Source organism: Bradyrhizobium sp. Leo78 (assembly GCF_059512425.1).
Genome location: NZ_JCAMOT010000011.1, coordinates 36467 through 53969, shown reverse-complemented (window position 1 = coordinate 53969; position 17503 = coordinate 36467). Strand labels below are relative to the sequence as shown.

The 17503-nt window shown below is 60.4% G+C and carries 16 protein-coding genes and 1 tRNA gene; 9 read left to right on the top strand and 8 right to left on the bottom strand.

All coding sequences use genetic code 11. The features are described 5' to 3' along the window. The first annotated feature begins 202 nt into the window (after positions 1-202). From AC5ZG1_RS16580 to AC5ZG1_RS16560, 5 genes are all read left to right on the top strand, one after another. A complete protein-coding gene (locus AC5ZG1_RS16580) occupies positions 203-505 on the top strand; it encodes a BA14K family protein (RefSeq protein WP_130225933.1) in 303 nt (100 codons plus the stop codon). Between the two features lie 226 nt (positions 506-731). Continuing rightward, on the top strand, positions 732-1796 hold the full coding sequence (locus AC5ZG1_RS16575) for a ketopantoate reductase family protein (protein ID WP_130225934.1): 1065 nt from the start codon (positions 732-734) through the stop codon (positions 1794-1796). A gap of 561 nt (positions 1797-2357) precedes the next feature. Continuing rightward, positions 2358-3560: an MFS transporter gene (locus AC5ZG1_RS16570; protein ID WP_130225935.1), complete on the top strand. Its 1203-nt coding sequence runs from the start codon at positions 2358-2360 to the stop codon at positions 3558-3560. A 309-nt stretch (positions 3561-3869) separates the two neighbouring features. After that, positions 3870-4646, top strand: a complete 777-nt coding sequence (locus tag AC5ZG1_RS16565; protein WP_496133576.1) for an alpha/beta fold hydrolase — start codon at positions 3870-3872, stop codon at positions 4644-4646. Positions 4647-4764: 118 nt separating this feature from the next. Further along, positions 4765-5190 (top strand): OsmC family protein, encoded by a 426-nt coding sequence (locus AC5ZG1_RS16560; protein ID WP_456642826.1) that lies wholly within the window; start codon positions 4765-4767, stop codon positions 5188-5190. A gap of 636 nt (positions 5191-5826) precedes the next feature. Here AC5ZG1_RS16560 and AC5ZG1_RS16555 read toward each other — a convergent pair. The 6 genes from AC5ZG1_RS16555 to AC5ZG1_RS16530 all read right to left on the bottom strand — a co-directional run bounded on the left by AC5ZG1_RS16555 (position 5827) and on the right by AC5ZG1_RS16530 (position 10699). Next, positions 5827-6309, bottom strand: a complete 483-nt coding sequence (locus tag AC5ZG1_RS16555) for a cupin domain-containing protein (protein WP_496133499.1) — start codon at positions 6307-6309, stop codon at positions 5827-5829. A gap of 102 nt (positions 6310-6411) precedes the next feature. Further along, entirely contained in the window at positions 6412-6843 is a 432-nt protein-coding gene (locus AC5ZG1_RS16550; protein WP_208828109.1) for a cupin domain-containing protein, read from the bottom strand. A gap of 82 nt (positions 6844-6925) precedes the next feature. Continuing rightward, on the bottom strand, positions 6926-8335 hold the full coding sequence (locus AC5ZG1_RS16545) for an amidase (protein ID WP_208828107.1): 1410 nt from the start codon (positions 8333-8335) through the stop codon (positions 6926-6928). A gap of 77 nt (positions 8336-8412) precedes the next feature. Then, positions 8413-9624, bottom strand: coding sequence for a YbfB/YjiJ family MFS transporter (locus tag AC5ZG1_RS16540; protein WP_496133498.1), 1212 nt, complete (start codon positions 9622-9624; stop codon positions 8413-8415). A gap of 92 nt (positions 9625-9716) precedes the next feature. Beyond that, positions 9717-10214 (bottom strand): DUF302 domain-containing protein, encoded by a 498-nt coding sequence (locus tag AC5ZG1_RS16535; protein ID WP_496133497.1) that lies wholly within the window; start codon positions 10212-10214, stop codon positions 9717-9719. Between the two features lie 26 nt (positions 10215-10240). After that, positions 10241-10699 (bottom strand): MarR family winged helix-turn-helix transcriptional regulator, encoded by a 459-nt coding sequence (locus AC5ZG1_RS16530; RefSeq protein WP_496133496.1) that lies wholly within the window; start codon positions 10697-10699, stop codon positions 10241-10243. A gap of 1114 nt (positions 10700-11813) precedes the next feature. Here AC5ZG1_RS16530 and AC5ZG1_RS16525 point away from each other — a divergent pair. Beyond that, a complete protein-coding gene (locus tag AC5ZG1_RS16525; RefSeq protein ID WP_496133495.1) occupies positions 11814-12509 on the top strand; it encodes an alpha/beta fold hydrolase in 696 nt (231 codons plus the stop codon). A 254-nt stretch (positions 12510-12763) separates the two neighbouring features. Here the strand turns inward: AC5ZG1_RS16525 and AC5ZG1_RS16520 are convergent. Next, positions 12764-12855 (bottom strand) — tRNA-Arg (locus tag AC5ZG1_RS16520). A 547-nt stretch (positions 12856-13402) separates the two neighbouring features. Between AC5ZG1_RS16520 and AC5ZG1_RS16515 the strand changes: the two genes are divergently transcribed. Beyond that, positions 13403-14257, top strand: a complete 855-nt coding sequence (locus AC5ZG1_RS16515) for a hypothetical protein (protein WP_496133494.1) — start codon at positions 13403-13405, stop codon at positions 14255-14257. A gap of 632 nt (positions 14258-14889) precedes the next feature. Here the strand turns inward: AC5ZG1_RS16515 and AC5ZG1_RS16510 are convergent. Continuing rightward, positions 14890-15315, bottom strand: coding sequence for a hypothetical protein (locus AC5ZG1_RS16510; RefSeq protein ID WP_496133493.1), 426 nt, complete (start codon positions 15313-15315; stop codon positions 14890-14892). A gap of 674 nt (positions 15316-15989) precedes the next feature. On the opposite strand from AC5ZG1_RS16510, the gene AC5ZG1_RS16505 reads away from it, so the two are divergent. Together AC5ZG1_RS16505 and AC5ZG1_RS16500 are read left to right on the top strand one after the other, a co-directional pair. After that, the gene (locus tag AC5ZG1_RS16505) at positions 15990-16172 is read left to right on the top strand and encodes a hypothetical protein (RefSeq protein WP_496133492.1); all 183 of its coding nucleotides are present in this window, start codon (positions 15990-15992) and stop codon (positions 16170-16172) included. A 291-nt stretch (positions 16173-16463) separates the two neighbouring features. After that, complete coding sequence (locus AC5ZG1_RS16500) at positions 16464-17138, top strand: recombinase family protein (RefSeq protein ID WP_496133491.1); 675 nt, start codon at positions 16464-16466, stop codon at positions 17136-17138. Positions 17139-17503 lie beyond the last annotated feature (365 nt).

Below are 17503 nucleotides of genomic sequence, written 5' to 3'. Positions count from 1 at the left end.
CCGCCGTCAACTCGAGTTGAGAATCGTAAAGCAGAATTTAGTGGGATGCGCGCGCAGGCCACTTAGATCTTGAATCGAAAGATCCGAGCATTCGGACAACCCAATACGAAAAACTCGCGTTTGACCGCGCACCGCCTGACGGTGCGTCACGCGGGATCGCGCGCGCCGATCGGGTTTTCGTATCGACCGATGGAGAATTTCGATGACCTCACTCAAGATCCTCGCGGCCGCCGCGCTGCTGTCGGCAGCAGCCGCAACACCAGTATTTGCTCAGGCCGCCATCCAGGAGCCCGGACTGTACGCGTTCTATCATCCCAACGCAGACATCCTGAACGGCGGCGCGCCCACGCCCGCGGCCAGGCTGGAATCGGGACCACCTTCTGTTCTGCAATACTATAACGAGGAGGACAGCGGCATCGGCACCTGCGCGCAACGCCACCGCTCGTACAGTCCCGCGACCGGCACATTCCTTGGCCGTGACGGCCACCACTATCGGTGCGAATGATGCAACCTGAAGGAGACTTCTTCTGCGGACTGAAAGCGCGAAGCGCTGTGTGATTGTAATGCTCGTCAATTGGCGATAGAGAGGTATGCTCCTTGCCCGAAGAGGCCGTCCCCGTCTGATGTAAAGGTTCGGCCCGCGCCGTTCCTTCGCCCAAGCGGATACCCGACGAAAATTCGAGACTGGCTTGGGTTCGGGGCGTTGGAGGAAAACCTTTGGGAGAGGGAGCATGGCGCGCAACGTACTGATCCTTGGAGCCTCGTATGGCTCATTGCTCGCGACGAAGCTGCTGATGGCCGGTCACAACGTGACCTTGGTTTGTCGCAAGAAGACCGCAGAGCTCATCAATCGCGACGGCACCGAAGTTCGCATCAAGCTGCGTGACGAGCCGACGCACCGCTCGATCTTCTCGCGTGATCTGCCCGGGACCCTGGACGCGACACCGCCCGCAGACGTCGACCTTTCCCGTTACGATCTGGTTGGCCTTGCCATGCAGGAGCCGCAATACACCAACCACACGATCCGGGTTCTGATGATCAAGATCGCCGAGGCGAAGCTGCCTTGCCTTTCGATCATGAACATGCCGCCCTTGCCCTATCTCAAACGGATTCCGGCGCTGGCGGAGATGGACCTCGAAGAAGCCTATACCAATGCGCAGGTATGGGAACGGTTCAAGCCGGGACTGGTTTCGCTGTGCTCGCCTGATCCGCAGGCCTTCCGCCCACCGGACGAGGCGGCGAATGTCCTTCATGTCGGCCTGCCGACAAATTTCAAGGCAGCGGCATTTGCGGATGAGGCACATAACCGGCTGCTTCGCGAGCTGGAGGCGGACATCGACGCGGTGAAGCTGGATGGCCAGGACGTTCCCGTGAAGCTCAAAGTGTTCGACTCGCTGTTCGTCCCGCTGGCCAAATGGTCGATGCTATTGACCGGCAATTACCGCTGCATCACGCCACAGGAGCCGCAATCGATCCGCGACGCGGTGCACGCCGATCTGAAGCGCTCGCAGTCGATCTATGAGCACGTCGATGGGATCGCTCGGCGCCTGGGAGCCGACCCGAAGGACCAGGTGCCGTTCGAGAAATACGCCAAGGCGGCAGAAAGCCTTCTCAAGCCTTCATCGGCGGCGCGCGCGGTGGCGAGCGGAGCGCCCTTCATCGAGCGGGTCGACCTGCTGGTGAAGCTGATTTCTCATCAGCTTGGCGCGCCCAATGCCGAGATCGACCGAACCGTGCAGATCGTGGATCAGAAGCTGAACGAGAAGATCGTGGAGGGCGGATCCAGCGCGCAGTGATGCGCTGCGATCGCGGTTCGCGATTGGCGTGCCATTCGGAATGGCGTGCCAGATATCTACACCTTCGAAAATCCTGAGATGACTCCCCAGGGCGCTCGGTTGCCCTGACACCGCCGCTTGCTCTGTCGGTCTGGCGTGGCGCCATGAGAAGCAGGTTGATTTCACGCCGGCGACGCCTCTGCTCGCGAGCGATCCAGGACGAAGGGCTGCGTGCCCGATAGCAATGGCTTGGCCGGGACCTGACCGACATCACACAGGCATTATTTGAATCTGATGGGATGCATGTCTATTTGATCGATGTCATGTAATTCAGTGTGCCTGCTCTTGCTCAGGTGCCTCTATCCCTCAGGTCTCAACCTCCGATGAATGACGCGCGCTCCAGCCGTGCCGGACGCATGGAATACATGTGTTGCACACCCTCTGAACATCTTCCCACATCCGTTATGGGATTCGATCGCAGGCGGTAACCGTCAAGGATCGAGCCACCACCATCTGATCGAGCCATTCATCCGATCAAGCCTTAGGGCGATTGAATCGGCATTCCAAAAACTCGGGAAAGATATGGAAAAGCAGAATGCCGCCCCTGTAGGGACCGGCCTTGTCCTGTTCGCGTTAGCCATGGGCGGCTTTGCGATCGGCACCACTGAATTCGCAACCATGAGCCTGTTGCCCTATTTCGCGCCGGATCTGCGGATTGATGAGCCGACAGCCGGAAACGTCATCAGCATGTATGCGTTGGGCGTGGTGATCGGTGCGCCCGTGCTTGCTGTACTGACGGCTCGCTTGGCGCGTCGCAACGTCCTTTTGTTGCTGATGGCCATGTTCGCCGTCGGCAACGCGCTGAGCGCGTTCGCGCCCAGCTATCACTGGATGCTGGCGTTCCGTTTCCTGAGCGGCGTCCCGCATGGGGCCTACTTTGGCACGGCGGCCATGGTGGCAGCCTCGCTGGTGCCATTACACAAGCGGACTCAGGCCGTCGGAAAGATGTTCCTTGGCCTGACGGTTGCGACCGTGATCGGTGTCCCGCTCGCGAACTGGCTGGGTCAGGCGGCCGGCTGGCGCTGGAGCTTTGGCGTCGTCGCTGCGCTCGCCATCGCGGCCCTTTCAATGGTTGCATGGTTCGCGCCCGTCGATCACCCGGCCCCGAAGGCAAGCGCGTTGCGTGAGCTTGACGCATTGAGGCGCGGCCAAGTCTGGCTCACGCTCGCAATCGGCGCCATCGGCTTTGGCGGCCTGTTTGCGGTTTACACCTACACCGCGACGACGTTGATGGAAGTGACGCACGTTTCGCCCGCCCTCGTGCCGTTGGTGCTGTCAGCGTTCGGGCTCGGCCTGACCATCGGCAATATTGTCGTGCCACGGGTCGCCGACCGCGCAATCATGCCGACGGCGGGCGGCTTACTGATCTGGAGTTCCGCCGCGTTAGCTGTATTCCCCTGGGCAGCGTTGAACATCTGGACCATGACGATCGACGCATTTCTCATCGGTTTGGGCGGAGCGCTCGGAACTGTGCTGCAGACCCGGCTGATGGATGTGTCGGGCGAAGCCCAGGCCCTTCCGGCCGCCCTCAACCATTCGGCTTTCAACACCGCAAATGCGCTCGGCCCGTGGCTCGGCGGCCTCGCCATCTCTGCCGGCTACGGATGGACATCGACCGGCTGGGTCGGCTGCGGGCTGGCTTTGGCGGGGTTTGCCATATGGCTGCTGGCGATCGCAGTCGAGGACAAAAGCGATCGAAGCGCGCCGCGATCCGCGGATGCGTAAGATTCGTGCGCTTGACCGGCCATCGCATCGACCCGGTAACGCGTTTTCACCTCGGCAACGGCGCGGCTCGAGCTGATCACTGACTCGGCAACACCGAGCTCCGTGCGATCCCGAAATCCTTCGGTATCATGGTCAACTATCCTCACGACCACTAAAGCATCGAGAACAACCGCGAGGCGTTCGTGCGCGGCATCTTCGCCGCGCATTGGCCCGGCATCGACGCATTGATGCAGGGACCTGCTTGAGACCGCGCGGCGATTTCGCGCCATCAAGACGATCCCTCTCGTGATCAAAGGAAGCGACATCACGATGATGAACAGACGAGCTTTTTCAACCGCCCTGCTTGCCGGCGCAGCGGCCTCGCTGATCTCCACCCGCGGCATGGCCGCAAACGCAACTCCGCCGAAGGCGCGCAACGTCGTGCTGGTGCATGGGCTGTTCGCCGACGGCTCGTGCTGGTCCGAGGTGATCGCGCGATTGCAGACGGCCGGCCTCAACGCGACCTCCGTGCAGAATCCGCTGACCACGCTACCCGAAGCGGTCGCATCAGCCGAGCGCGTGCTGGCTCGGCAGGACGGGCCGACGGTTCTGGTCGGCCATTCCTTCTCCGGCATGATCGTCACCGAGGCCGGCGTGCATCCGAACGTCTCGGCGCTCGTCTATGTGGCGGCGCGCGCGCCGGACGCCGGCGAGGACTACACCGCGCTCGCCAAGACCTATCCGACCCCGCCAGCAACCGCCGGCATCGTGTTCGACGGCGATGAAGGACGCCTCTCCGAGGAAGCTTTCCTGCGCGATTTCGCGGGCGACCTGCCGGAGGCAAAGGCCAAGGTGCTCTATGCGGTCCAGCAGCCGTTCCACAAGGCACTGCTCGCCGGCAAGACCACGAACGCGGCCTGGCGATCAAAGCCGAGCTATTACGCCGTCTCGACCGAGGACCGCACGATCAATCCGGACCTCGAACGATTCATGGCCAAGCGCATGGGAGCCAAGACCATTGAGGTGAAAGCGAGTCACCTGTCGCTGATCTCTCAACCTGCCGAGATCACGCAACTGATCCTGGAGGCTGCCGGCCAACGCGCATGAGGTGAACATAGTTGGGACCGCCGTGCTCTCGACATGATCGAGACCGGGAAGAGACGAGCGGCGGCGCTGCCGCGCTCGTAAGCTGCGGGGGATGCACAACAGGAAGGAGTAAAGACCGATGAAACGTTTCGGATCCGCCGCCTGGAATGGGAGCCTGCGCGAAGGCAAGGGCTCGGTCTCCACCGAGAGCCACGCGCTGGACAATCATCCCTACACCTTCTTCAGCCGCTACGGCGAGAAGCCGGGCACCAATCCGGAGGAGCTGTTAGGTGCCGCGCATGCCGCGTGCTTCACCATGTCATTCGTCAGGCAACTCGGTCAGGCGAATTTCGTGCCGGAGCAGGTCGACAGCAAATCAGAAATCACCATCGAGAAGGACGGGGACGGCTTTTCGATCACCTCGGCGCATCTCACCACCACGGCGAAGATACCGGGCATCGACCACGACACATTCCAGTCGATCGCCGCGAGCGCAAAAGCCGGCTGCCCCGTCTCCAAGCTGATGAAGGTCGAGATTTATTTTAGTGCCACACTCGTTTCGTGAGGCTGCATGATCGCACAACACCTCGCACCGACAGTGGTCATGCAGGGAATCGAGTGTTTGCGGTTTTGTACCGAATAACGGCGAAGCGTCCCATGCGCCCGGGCGGCAAGACGCAGCGCTTCACGACCAAGGGCGTGCGGTTGATGAAGTAGCGGGCAGGAGCCGGATGAGACCCGGTTCAGCCTGCCGCTTTCATGCCCAAAACAAAAAAGTCGAAAACAACCCCATGCACAGTAGCCGGTGCGTGGCGGCGCGACGCGGATTGCGCCTATCGTTGCCAAGCACCGAACAGAGCGTGCTACGCCTACGTCATCCATGGTCCGGTGCCGACAACGTGCGTCCCGGCACCGAAATGGCGCGCCACGGCCGATGAAGATGGGCACTACTGCTTCGCTATACCCCTATGATGCAGCGGCCGCCAACGCGATCCGGCCGGATAACCAGCGACGGACTACGATCTTGCGCTACGCCTCATGAGCGGCTGTCTTCCCGATTCCGCTGGTGGTCCGGTTGCCCCTCGATAGCGGCCCTTTCGATCAATCGCAGGATCGACGTGATGGGCCACAAACGGACATGCCTACATGGCAACCGATGCGCGCCCCACCGCGCCGCCTTTCGGCGTTACCTATTCTGCCGCTACTTGAGCACCGTGTTCGTGTGTCCCTTCTGGACGATGTCGATAACGAGCAGCCTTGTCGGCTCCTCTCCTGCATTGGCGCCAGTGTGCCAACGCCCCACCGACTCCAACACAAAGTCTCCTGACTGATACGTCTTGCTTTGACCGGTTTCGGTGTCCGTCACGCGCAAGCTTCCCGACAAGATGTAACCGTATCGTGGATACGGATGCTCGTGCTCTGGAAGGTTCGCCCCTCGGGGGATTTCGAAGATAGACGCTACCAGTTCCGCATCCTTTTGGGGCAATACGATCTTTTGCCCGCCAGACGTAGTCGTCGTCGAGAGCAATTGCTTAATGGTGGCGTCCGTTTGCTGCTGCGCACAGGCCGTTGAAGTAAACGATGCCAGCAATCCGACGGCCAGACATTTCAGGCTGCCGAACAGGGCAATTCTGCGCCACAGTCGGCGCGTCTTGGCGGAGATAACTCCGGAGAATCCAATCATTGTGAGCGGCTCTCAGTTTGGTGTGATAGGTCGGTAAATATTTGGGACATTTGCCATCTCGGTAAGATGCGGATGCAGGTGCGGAAGCGCGCAATTACAGCGTTACGGAAGAGCTCCAACAATCTGTTGACCATTGCGCGCTGCGATCGTCGGCAGCATGTCCATATGCTGCTCGCGCGGATCCGGGATATTGTGGAGATCACGGAAGAACTCCTCGTGGCGGCGCGGCGAGGAGACCAGGATGTGCCTCGCGTCGGCCGCTCCCACGTTGGTGAATCCGTGAACAACCCCTTTGGGCACGACAACACGCGCACCGGGTGCCGCGACCTCAGTCTGATCTCCCACGAGGTACTTCAATTGGCCCTCCAGGACGATAAACAGCTTGTCTTCGCCCTCGGAGATGTGGGCCGGTGCGCCGAAGCCCGGCTTGATGGTCATATCCAGCACCGTGAACGAGCTTTCGTCCGGATTGACAATTTTGGTCGTGAGACCAGCAAATTCGGTCGTTTCGAAATTCGTCGTGATGGCACGCATTGATTAAGACCTCAATTGGCTTCTGAGCTCAATAGATTGCATGAGGAATTGACGGGGGCGGGAAGATCCCGACCCTGTAGCGTTAGATGGCAGGGTGAAGGTTGCGGACGGGGCTCACTTCCTCGAGGAGCGAGGCAACCTTAAGCGCGGTCGAATCCGCGAGCCAGGCGGAGGCGATTTGTACGCCGATCGGAAGACCGTCGTGGCTTGTTCCGAACCGCATCGACAGGGCCGGCATGCCGGTCAGGCTGAACGGTGATGTCGCGCTCATCACGTGGAACGGGGAAACCGTTTCGCCATCAATCACGAGGTCAGCGAGGCCATGCTTGGTCGCGGGGAACGGGGTCACCGGGCAGAGCAGCGCATCATATCGCTGGAAATACTCGACGAAGCTGTCGCGCAGGCGCTCCACCGCCTGCTCGGCGGCGACGAAGTCGCCTATCGGCGTGTCAGGTGTTTCAAGGATCAATTTGGCATGCCTGAAGATCTGGGCCTCGTGGCCGGCGGTGACCTTCTCGAACTCGGGCCGGGTTTCCATCTGTTGGAGCTGCCAGAGCACGGTGTTGGCATCGGTCTGCTCCAGCACAGGCAACCGGACTTCCTCAACCTGGCAGCCGGCATTGCTCAGCGCATGAGCGGCGGCCTTCACGGTCGCGATAACCTCTGGATCGGTTGGTCCGAAGAAGCCCGGAGAGGCTAACCAGCCCACACGAACCTGATGGGGCGATGTCGTGCCCACCCCTGTATCGAAGCCGAGCGGGCTGATTGAGAAGCCGTCGGCACCGTCGGGTCCCGCCATCAAAGAATAAGCGAGCGCCACATCGCGAACCGAACGGGCCATCGGGCCGATGTGCCAGAAGCGACGTGGCACACGGGGCCAGTGACCTGTCATCGGCATTCGACCGTGAGTAGCTTTAAATCCAACGATACCGGTATGCGCCGCCGGGCCGCGCAATGAGATCGAGAGATCACTGCCCACGCCGAGTGGCGACATGCCAGCCGCGATGGCGGCGGATTCACCACCGCTCGATCCACCCGGGGTGTAGTCGAGGTTCCAGGGGTTGTTCGTTCGGCCCGTCAGGAAATTATCCGTTTCGATCGAGTAAGAAAATTCCGGCGGGTTCGTCTTTGCGATTAAGATGGCGCCGGCGGCCTTCAGCCTGGCTACGACGGTGGCATCGGTATCGGGCACGCGCCCTTTGAAAATGGGCGAACCGCGCTGCGTCAGCACGCCCGCCGTGTCGATTCCATCCTTGACCGTGAACGGAACGCCATGGAGAGGGCCCAATCGAGCGTCCGACTTGACCGCCGCCTCGGCTTTCTTGGCAGCGTCAAGTGCGCCATCAGCCATCGTAACAATGGCGTTTACCTTAGGATTGACTTCGGCAATACGATCGAGATGGGCCTTCATGACCTCGACCGGCGATAGCTCCCGATCGGCAACGAGTTCCGCGATGCGGCTGGCGTCCATCTGAATGATATTATCGGTCATGATCCTCATCCTGCCTTAGCTCGGTTCACTTGATTCACTTGCTGGCTGCGTACCGCTTCTCGGCTGGATGCCGATGATCAATCGCCCGCCGGCTCCGGTTGGAAAGCCGCGACGACGCTCGCCACAGCGAGGATGCCGACGGACAACCAGAGACCGGCACGAACGCCGTTCGGTCCGTCAGACAAAGCACCGCTGAGGAGTGGGCCGATGCATTGCCCGGTCCCGAACGCGATGGTCAGTGCTGCTATCGCTGCTGTCCAGGCGTGCGGTTTCGCCGCCTTCCGCACGAATGAGGTGACTGCGGCGATGACCGCGAGTACTGACCCTCCAAAAAGGATGGAGGAGAGATAGGCGCTCGTTGGTCCGTGCCAGATCAGCGGCAAGGCCGCACCGGCCGCGACCATCGCGATTGTTGCGCTTGCTCCCCAGCCACCTTTCAGGCGAGCGAGTACGGGGCCCCACGCGAACGCGGCGACAACGGCTGCTAAACCTAGGATCGCCCAGAAGGCGGTAATCGATCCGCTGTCGAAACCTTCATTGGCGCGCAAGTGCGCAATGATAAATGTGGCATAGGTGATGTATCCGGCGCCGAATAGCCCGTATGATAGTAGTTTGCGTGCCATGAAGCGGGCCGACCAGCCGCCAGCGGCGATATGAACCTTATAGGAAGGTTCGGGTGTGCGACTTAGAACCAGCGACCCGCAAATGGTCGCAGCCAAGCCTAATGCGCCAAGAGCCAACCAGCCGCCGCGCCAGCCCATGCCGGAAAGAAGCGGAGGGACTGCGAGGGCCGAGGCCGTAATGCCGATACCCGCCCCGGCAAAGTAGATGCCCAACATCGTAGGCGCGCGCGATCGAGACCCTCCTGAGGCTGCCGCAGATGTGAGTCCTGCGCCGGCGACAAAAGACACAGCTCCTGCAAGCCCAGAGACGGCTCTCAAGAGAAGCAGGCTCGTAAAGTCAGCGGTGAGACCGGCCCCGGCTATGGCCGCGGATGTCAGGAAAAGGCCCAGGGAAAATGCGGCTTTGTCGCCCGTACAACGACCAAAAGGGGCAGCTACGAGGGCCCCGATAAGATATCCAGCCGCGTTAGCGGTATTCATGGCGCCTGCGTCGGCAAAACTCCAGCCGAGATCAGCTTTCATCGATGGAAGCAACAGCGCGTAAGCGAACCGAGCGAGCCCAAGCGCAATCGCTGGGCCCATCGAAAGTCCGAAGATGACCCAGATTGGCGTCAAAAACTGCTTAGCTTCGTTATGCAGCGACGCTTCTGAGCCACTGTGACCCATTATCAAGCCTTCTCGTACCCCACTGTCGGGCCCAAGAGGTTCATCGCCGTGCGGCTTCTGATGCGTATCCACGTCTCGGCTTCTTTCGGAAATTATGCTCTTACGCCTGTCACGGCTTCGCCGAGCGCCATCAATTTCGCATCAAGCGTATAAGCTGCATCTTGGACCGCCACGTTCCGAAGCCCGCTCATGAGGCTTGATGGCTTGTTGAACACAAACCTCGTCTTCCCGTCAGAATGCTCATAGATCGCCAGTCTGACCGGCACATCGACGCCCGCCTCGATGTCATGCCGCATCATTGTGATCGCGATCAGCGGGTTTCCGATCGTGTACATCAAAAACCGGGTCGGGCGCTCTTGCTTGCTGACCCACTCGCCGTGATCGATTGTCAGGAAACGTGTGAAGCCGCTGGGGCCCAGCACTTCACGAACTCGACGTTCGAAATCATCCTGATCACGTGAAGCTGCAGGTATTGCTGGCCAACCTAATTCTTCAAGCGTTCCGACTTGTTCCTCGAAGGCACGAACAACGTCCTGGAAGCTCCGGTAGCTGACAAAGGTGATATGCTCTACGGTGATCGGCTCGATCATGACTTTCTCCCGGATGCCATATTGACCTACTGAAAAGCTTCAGGAAGTTGCGCGCTCTCGGCGATGTCGCGCAGAGTCTCCCGCAAGCCAACCAATTGATTGTCCCCGAAGAAATGCTTGAAGTTTTCATGCGCGCCGGCCCAATAGCGCCGTCCGCGGACCACTTTATCTTTGCCGGCCTTCGTCAACTTGATGGGCCGACGGCGCCCATCCCGCTCGTCTTGGCCCAAGTCGATGAAACCGTCTCGTACAAGCGGTCGAAGTGTTTGACCGAGCGCGGACCGCTCCATGGTCAGGATCTCAGCCAGGTCACCAACGGTTGGTGGATCAGCTGATCGTCGTTCAAGCTCCGAGAGAACGTGAAATTGAGTGACGCGCAAGCCAGTTGGCGCCATCGCTTCATCATACAGCTGCGTCAGTCGGCGAGTGGCTGCACGCATCGCGGCCACGATGCACGGGCTTTCCGAGCGAAATGAGCGTTTCACGTATCGGTTCTCCATCATGCACGCCCGGTTTACTTGAGCCGGGTCGCCGATTTGCCCTCAGTTACCGTTTACGGGGATATCCCCATATCGCGCTTGAGGGCATTTAGAGGGGATATCCCCTTATTTCAAGTCAACAATGATTGAACCCGGCGTGACCAAACCCTGTGGCTTCCATCCTCCGCAGCAAGGGTCCGGTATGACGCCAGGCCCATGCCGGCGAGGTCAGCTTAGATTTCCGGACGGAGAAGCGAGGCCGAGGTCGAGCCTGTGAAGGTCATGAAAATTTACCTTCAAAATCAATTGGACAATAATCGGTCCGCACTGAAACAGCGCTAGGATATGCCGACAGCATGTCCGTTCAGGGTCATTCGCGTCGGCATTGCCATGTCCGCCTTCTGGTCCGCTATCGACAATACCCGACCTTACCGACCGAGAGCTGGGTGTGGATCTCGACCGATTAGGACGGCAAGATAAAAGCGACGGTGTCGCTCTGTGCCATCCGGGGTCGTAAGTGTTTGTCTGCACATTGTTTCAGATGGCACTGCAGCGGCACCGTATGAAGCGGTCTGGTGCCGCTCGAAGCGCGAAAGCATTCAAAATCAACGTTCCGAGCGCCATCGTTCACAGCATAGCGTCTTGTTGCGCGTGCTCGGCGGGATGTCCGGCCATGATCGCATGGGAGGCCGCTGCCGATGAAGATGGGCACTATCGCTTCGCCGTGGCGCTATGATGGGGCGGCCGTTGCGCGCTCCAACCGGCAAAGCTCGCGACTCCTCACGACTTTTCTCTACGCCTTTGCGTGCGGCGGCGGGCGCGATTTCGGAGGGTGGTCCCGTTATCCCCCAGAAGGCTGCCCTTTCGATGGCTGCTCTCTCGATCTTCCCGCTATCGACGCATGGCCCCAGGGTCGATCCATTGGAACCTGCGATCGGGCCGATCGTTGCCGACAGATTAGCTGCAGCAGATCAAAGGTCGGATCAATGACGACAGCGGATTGGCCTCTTCCGGAGCGCTTCACGTTTCGGGGGCATTCGATCGCTTGGGCGAGGGGTCGCACGCAATTTTGCTGCATGGTACGCCCTTTTCATCATCGGAGTGGCGCAGAATTGGACCCTTGCTGGCCCGACAGCGACGTGTCTTCTGCTTCGATATGCTTGGCTATGGTAGGTCCGACAAGCCCAACGGCGACGTGTCCCGTGGCGTTCAGAATGAGCTTTTCGCAGCCCTTTACGGTCATTGGGGCCTACAAGACCCGGATGTCATCGCGCACGATTTCGGTGGCTCCACGGCGCTGCGCGCTCATTTGCTTAACGGGCTGAACTATCGATCGTTGGTGCTCATCGATCCGGTCGCAATCAGCCCGCAAGGCTCGCTGCTCGTCCAAGCCGCCAAGGAACACGAGGAGGTCTTTAGCGGCCTGCCATCCTACGTTCACGAAGCAATCCTGCGTGCCTACATCAGCGGCGCCGTTGCGAACGCGTTACGAGACGACGAGATTGAGCTGTATCTTGCACCGTGGCTGGGAGCCGAAGGCCAAAAAGCTTTTTGGCGCCAGATCGCGCAGATGGACGACAGATACTCGGAGGAGGTCGAGTGGCGATACGGCGAGATTCGCTGTCCCGTCGCCATCCTTTGGGGAGAGAAGGACGAGTGGATTCCACTTGAAGACGGTCGCGAGCTTGCGCGCCGGGTTCGAAACGCTCCCTTTCACATCGTACCCAATGCGAAGCATCTCGTGCAGGAAGACGCGCCGGAAGCAATCGTATCGACGGTACTTGGCTTCTGGCGGGGCCTGGAGAAGCCGGATTAACGTCCGCGTCGAGCTTGTCGGGTCCGCTCTCTCGGCCGTTGTCCACTACACCCGATATCTGTCCGAGACTCGTGCGCTGCCCCACTGCGACCCTCGGCGTTTGATGCGGCATTTGCCCTAGAGCATTTTCGGTTCTGATGGAATCAGAACCGAAGCTCTAGGTTTTTGTTTTGACGCGTTTTCTTCACGCGAACCGGTGTCCACTTCGCTCGAAAACGCTCTAGGAGGCCACGAAATCGTGCAACATCGCGGAATGGCGCGCCCGGAACGATTCGAACGTCCGACCCTCAGATTCGTAGTCTAACGCGGGGCGTTGATTCGACTACCGTACTCTGCAAACCGGCGCCTATAGCGCCCCAAAGCGATCAAGGGGTTAAGGGGCCGTTTGCAAACCAAATCTCCCGCGCGTTCCTACGCGACCAGCTCGACCAGATCCACCATGCGAGTCTTGAGCGTGTCGCGCTGTGGCGCGCCGCCTGCGCGAGGGAAATCACACCGGAGGAATTATGTCGACGACTCGCCGAGCTGCGCGAGAAATACGGCAACGCGATCTATGACCACGAAGAACTACCACCACTGCCGCGTCATCTCTCACGTCTACAGATGCCGAAGCGGGCGACATGAAAAGTGGCGCGATCACGGTCGCGTCACTACATGAGTGACTGGTCCGGGTTTTCGCAGGGCCCATGACCAAAAAGAGAAACCCCTCCGACGACCAATCGGAGGGGCTCATTAACCCAACTGAGCCGGCACCACACCGCTCAAGTCCACTGACCTGCGAGGATGCAATGAACTTTCACAGACATAAGAAGCCCAGCGAAGCGCGTCAAGACGAACAGGGACCGAGCCGGGGAAAAAGCGCCGCGCTCGTGATCATCAAGTAGGTGGCGAACATGCGCGCCACCGACGTCACCCTGGATGAAATCAACGACGCCTTCGCCGATGCCGCCCGCGCGGAGGCCGAGCGCTTCGAGCGGATCGACTCCAACACCGCCACCGACGACACACCCACTATACGCGCCAGAGGTCGGCTCAAGGAGGCGCGCAGGATATTCACTCATCACGGCTGGGATGTGCTGCCGCAAGGCCGCCGAGGGCAGTGCATCCTGCAGTGGGGCGCCTGCATGGCGTGGCTGGCCAAGCCGAGCGATCCAAAGCACAGCGTCCGCAACTGGTGCCGCAAATGGGCACCGTGGCTGAAGCCGACCGATCTCAACCAGCTGATCGTCGGCCTCGAGAGCGGGGCCACCAACACGCGGTACAGCGACGACGAGTCGGCCGCCGTGCTCGAGATCACTGTCAGCGACCGCACTAGGCTCGGCCTGCGTTTCATCGGTGCCTGCGACGATCTCAGCTATGAGATCAGGCTCGGTATCCGGCGCGCGAAGAACGCCGAGTGCAAGCGGCGCAGTCGAGCTGCGAAGAGCACCGGCCGCAGGCGTGGCCGGCCCGCACTCGATCTCTCGCCTGATGAAAAGAAGGCGCATATCAGGCTACAAGACGCCAAACGCGCGTTGGACTACCGCGCGTCACGGAAAAATGCGTCACCGGCTATAGAGTCTTTAAGTGAAGTGACGCAATTTAGCGTGACGCAACCGAGTCCAAAGCCTTGGGAACTGCTCGGAATGAAGCGTTCCACGTACTTCCTGCACAAAAAGGCAGGCCTTCTGGCTATCAGCATCCCGGCGCCATTCTTGATTCCGGCGCCTCTCGGCAGAACGGCGATCACAGCAGCACAAGCTCGTTGAACGCGCCGTGCTCGCACGGGCTGCGCTCGGCGCTCAGCGGCACCGATGTCGAGGGTGGGACGCCGAGCACGCCCTCAGGCGCGCGCAGGTGTCCCACGCATGCTATCGCAACATGGGGCCGGGACATGGGACACTTGGGACAAACGGGACATGTCCCGGCAATGTCTCCTGTCCCAAATTCATGTCCCATGTCGGAGCGCGGCGCCCCAGGCGACCGCGCGGGGCTCACAGACTCAGAGTTGAGGAGGCTTGTCGACGGCGCCAACACCCTCGCAGTTCTGACAAACGCCGCGCATACGTTCGTGTTTGTTCGGATCGCCGCAGCAAACCGGACAAGAAACCCATTCTTTCTTGTTAGGCTCTATAAAGATTTCCATCCGCCCCTCGCAGACTACACATACACATTTCCCGTTGCACACAGGGCACAAGGTCGTTCCGCCCGGCATTCTCATAGCCTCCTCAGTGTCGTGGCGCGAAGGCCCTACCACATCGGCCCGTACCTTAGAAACGTCGCGGCCCCATCATCCAAACCGTCAACATTACGACACGGAGGAGCGGTGAAGAGCGCGCCGCCCAAGCGGGCGCGCGGGCTTGAACCTCCCTTCGGCTGAGGCCGCGATAGTGATGAAGGATCATTTCGCCGTCGGGATAGCTCTTCTAGCTTCGTCAAGGCACACGGGTGACACCGCGTCGATAACCGGCTGCAGCGCCGCTAATCTCTGACCGGCGGGCAAATCGGAGGTCGCTCGCAATTGATTCTCGGACACCCGGTCGGCGATCCCGTTCGCGTAGCAATTGCAATACATCGAGAGGATCGCCTTCGAAATCCCAGCGTTGGCGGGCTCGTTCGCTTGCTTTTCGCCACACGTCCTGATCGCCGCACCGACGAATCCATCGCGCATCGCGCCGGTAAGTCCAACTTCCTCGCCTTTGACGTAGGCCACGCCGTATTTAACTAGGAAGAAGGCAATGCCAAATGCCGCCGTCCACGCGATCCAACCACCAATCTGCCTGCCCATGTTCCCGCCCCAGTTGTCGCCGAGAACTGTATAGATCAAGGGACGAAGCCGGCAAGTGCCCAGCGCAAGCCGCGCACACTCCCTCGCCATCTCAGAACGATCTTTGAGGAGCGCGCCACCACGGGCGCGTGGGCACACGCACGTTGATTGTCGAGCAACTTTAGGTTAGCTCGATCATATGGGGGCCCAAGAACAAGCTGCCGATTCGAATGCGCGTCGCTATGAAATACATAGGGAAACCGCACGGCAATTCACCCAGGCCGCCGTCAGGTATTTAGCTAGGCAGAGTCTTATGCCGCCAGAGGCGGCCACTGCTAGCCTCGCTGGAATCGACGCCATGGCCCTAGTGGCAGCCACCAATTGGACGTTACCCTGGCGTCGGATCGTAGGCCAAAACAGACCCTACTTTCGCCGCTTCGAGCTCGCGCTATGGCGTGGCAGCCAGCTGTACGGGTTAGCGGTCGGGAGAGCTTCGCGAGGGCCGGATAACGTCACCATTCACTACCTGGAAAGGGCCCCAGGTCATAATCCATTTGCCGGCTACGTTGCCCAGATTGCCGTCGATGCCGCCGACCGGTATGCGAAACTTATTGCGCGTCAAAGGGTTAAACTAAGGAACCCCGTGGAGGGCGCACTACCAAAATACCAGCTCCTCGGATTTTCGGTTGCGGAAACTATCAAAGGGACTATTTATTACGCTAGGCAGGTGTGAGATGGCTCTGGCTTACTTCTACGTGGAAACGGAACAGGAGCGTGAGGAGGCCCTTCGGGTCCGCGCGCGCGAGGCTCTGTGGGAGCACCGCGGGGTTCTGTTCACGCTGACGCCCGAGCAGCATCAGATGCTGGGTGAAATGGATCCAGGCCCAAGCGTCGAAATTGGCAAGCCTCCGAAGTAAGCACTAAGGCCCGTTCGCGGGCCTTTTTGATTCTGGACAGTAGTACGCACACCCGCCGGCCCCCAAATTTTTCGGCCGCTCCCCGCTCCACCGGCCTTCGAGGCCGCCTCGTGGAGGCCCCGACGCCGCTCGTTGGTTAGTGCGGGGAATCGGCGGCGCCGGGGAACGCAGCTTGCACCACGCAACAACAACGCGCCGGCACCTGGACCGTTTCGCGCGTTTTCCGCTTGCTTTGGCCTGTGGCATTGCCCATAATGTGGCATTGCTAAAGCAACGCCACAGAGGCCCGCCATGAGAGTATTTGGATACTGCCGGGTTTCTACCGCCGAGCAGGCCAATGGAGGCCTCTCCCTCGATACACAGCGCCAGCAGATCACAGGGTATGCCATGATGAAGGGCTGGCAAGTCGCCGAGTTCTTCATCGAGGCCGGCATCTCCGGCTCGGTCCCGCTCGCCGATCGGCCGGAAGGCCAGCGCCTACTTTCCTCGCTCCAATCCGGCGATGTGATTATCACCGCAAAGCTCGATCGCGCCTTCCGCTCGGCGGCCGATGCACTCGGCACGCTGGAGCAGCTCAAGGACGACAAGGTCGCGCTGCACATGATCGACCTGGGCGGCGACGTCACCGGAAACGGCATTTCGAAGCTTGTCTTTACCATCCTGTCAGCGGTCGCCGAGAACGAGCGCGATCGCATCCGCGAGCGCGTGCGCGACGTCAAGCGTCACCGTGCCTCGCGGCGCCTTTTCAACGGCGGCAAGCGGCCATTCGGCTTCGACGTCGAGGGCGATGGAAAGGACAGGCGCCTCGTCGCCAACGCGCACGAGCAGGCCGCGCTGGCCCGCGGCAGGGCATTGCAGAGCGAGGGCAAGAGTCTTCGCGAGATCGCAGCTGTGTGGGCAAGCGAGTTCAATATCCCGAAGATCGACGCGAAGAGCGTGAAGCGGATTCTCGATCGCGCGGACTGAGGCTCGGACGTAGCACTCCACCGTCGAGACTATGACCGGCCCGCTTCCGATCGGACGGCGGGGCTTTCGCTTGCCCCGCGCCATTGAAGCCGCGGCCGCCCAGCGCGCGGCGTGGCCTCGGACGGGCTTGTACACCCGCCAAATGGAAGGCCACTCCAGCGCCTTCCGCTGGCCTTCCTGGGGCATCCGCTGCGGAACCCACCGCCAGAAAGTCAATTCCGCATCTAGCCGCGGTTCCGGTATGGCCGTTGCTTCATCTGGGCCATAAGCCGCCGCACCAAACAGGTGCGAAATCAATGGCTTATTGACACGCATAAATCGTGCCATTATGTTGCCACAGAACATAGTGCGAACGGCATCCGGAG

What these genes read in the sequence shown, in the direction of transcription:
- AC5ZG1_RS16500 (WP_496133491.1), top strand. Translation starts at nt 16,464, where the DNA reads ATGAGAGTATTTGGATACTGCCGGGTTTCTACCGCCGAGCAGGCCAAT.
- AC5ZG1_RS16545 (WP_208828107.1), bottom strand. Translation starts at nt 8,335, where the DNA reads ATGACCGATAATATCATTCAGATGGACGCCAGCCGCATCGCGGAACTC.
- AC5ZG1_RS16580 (WP_130225933.1), top strand. Translation starts at nt 203, where the DNA reads ATGACCTCACTCAAGATCCTCGCGGCCGCCGCGCTGCTGTCGGCAGCA.
- AC5ZG1_RS16565 (WP_496133576.1), top strand. Translation starts at nt 3,870, where the DNA reads ATGATGAACAGACGAGCTTTTTCAACCGCCCTGCTTGCCGGCGCAGCG.
- AC5ZG1_RS16570 (WP_130225935.1), top strand. Translation starts at nt 2,358, where the DNA reads ATGGAAAAGCAGAATGCCGCCCCTGTAGGGACCGGCCTTGTCCTGTTC.
- AC5ZG1_RS16560 (WP_456642826.1), top strand. Translation starts at nt 4,765, where the DNA reads ATGAAACGTTTCGGATCCGCCGCCTGGAATGGGAGCCTGCGCGAAGGC.
- AC5ZG1_RS16575 (WP_130225934.1), top strand. Translation starts at nt 732, where the DNA reads ATGGCGCGCAACGTACTGATCCTTGGAGCCTCGTATGGCTCATTGCTC.
- AC5ZG1_RS16515 (WP_496133494.1), top strand. Translation starts at nt 13,403, where the DNA reads ATGCGCGCCACCGACGTCACCCTGGATGAAATCAACGACGCCTTCGCC.
- AC5ZG1_RS16550 (WP_208828109.1), bottom strand. Translation starts at nt 6,843, where the DNA reads ATGCGTGCCATCACGACGAATTTCGAAACGACCGAATTTGCTGGTCTC.
- AC5ZG1_RS16540 (WP_496133498.1), bottom strand. Translation starts at nt 9,624, where the DNA reads ATGGGTCACAGTGGCTCAGAAGCGTCGCTGCATAACGAAGCTAAGCAG.
- AC5ZG1_RS16555 (WP_496133499.1), bottom strand. Translation starts at nt 6,309, where the DNA reads ATGATTGGATTCTCCGGAGTTATCTCCGCCAAGACGCGCCGACTGTGG.
- AC5ZG1_RS16505 (WP_496133492.1), top strand. Translation starts at nt 15,990, where the DNA reads ATGGCTCTGGCTTACTTCTACGTGGAAACGGAACAGGAGCGTGAGGAG.
- AC5ZG1_RS16535 (WP_496133497.1), bottom strand. Translation starts at nt 10,214, where the DNA reads ATGATCGAGCCGATCACCGTAGAGCATATCACCTTTGTCAGCTACCGG.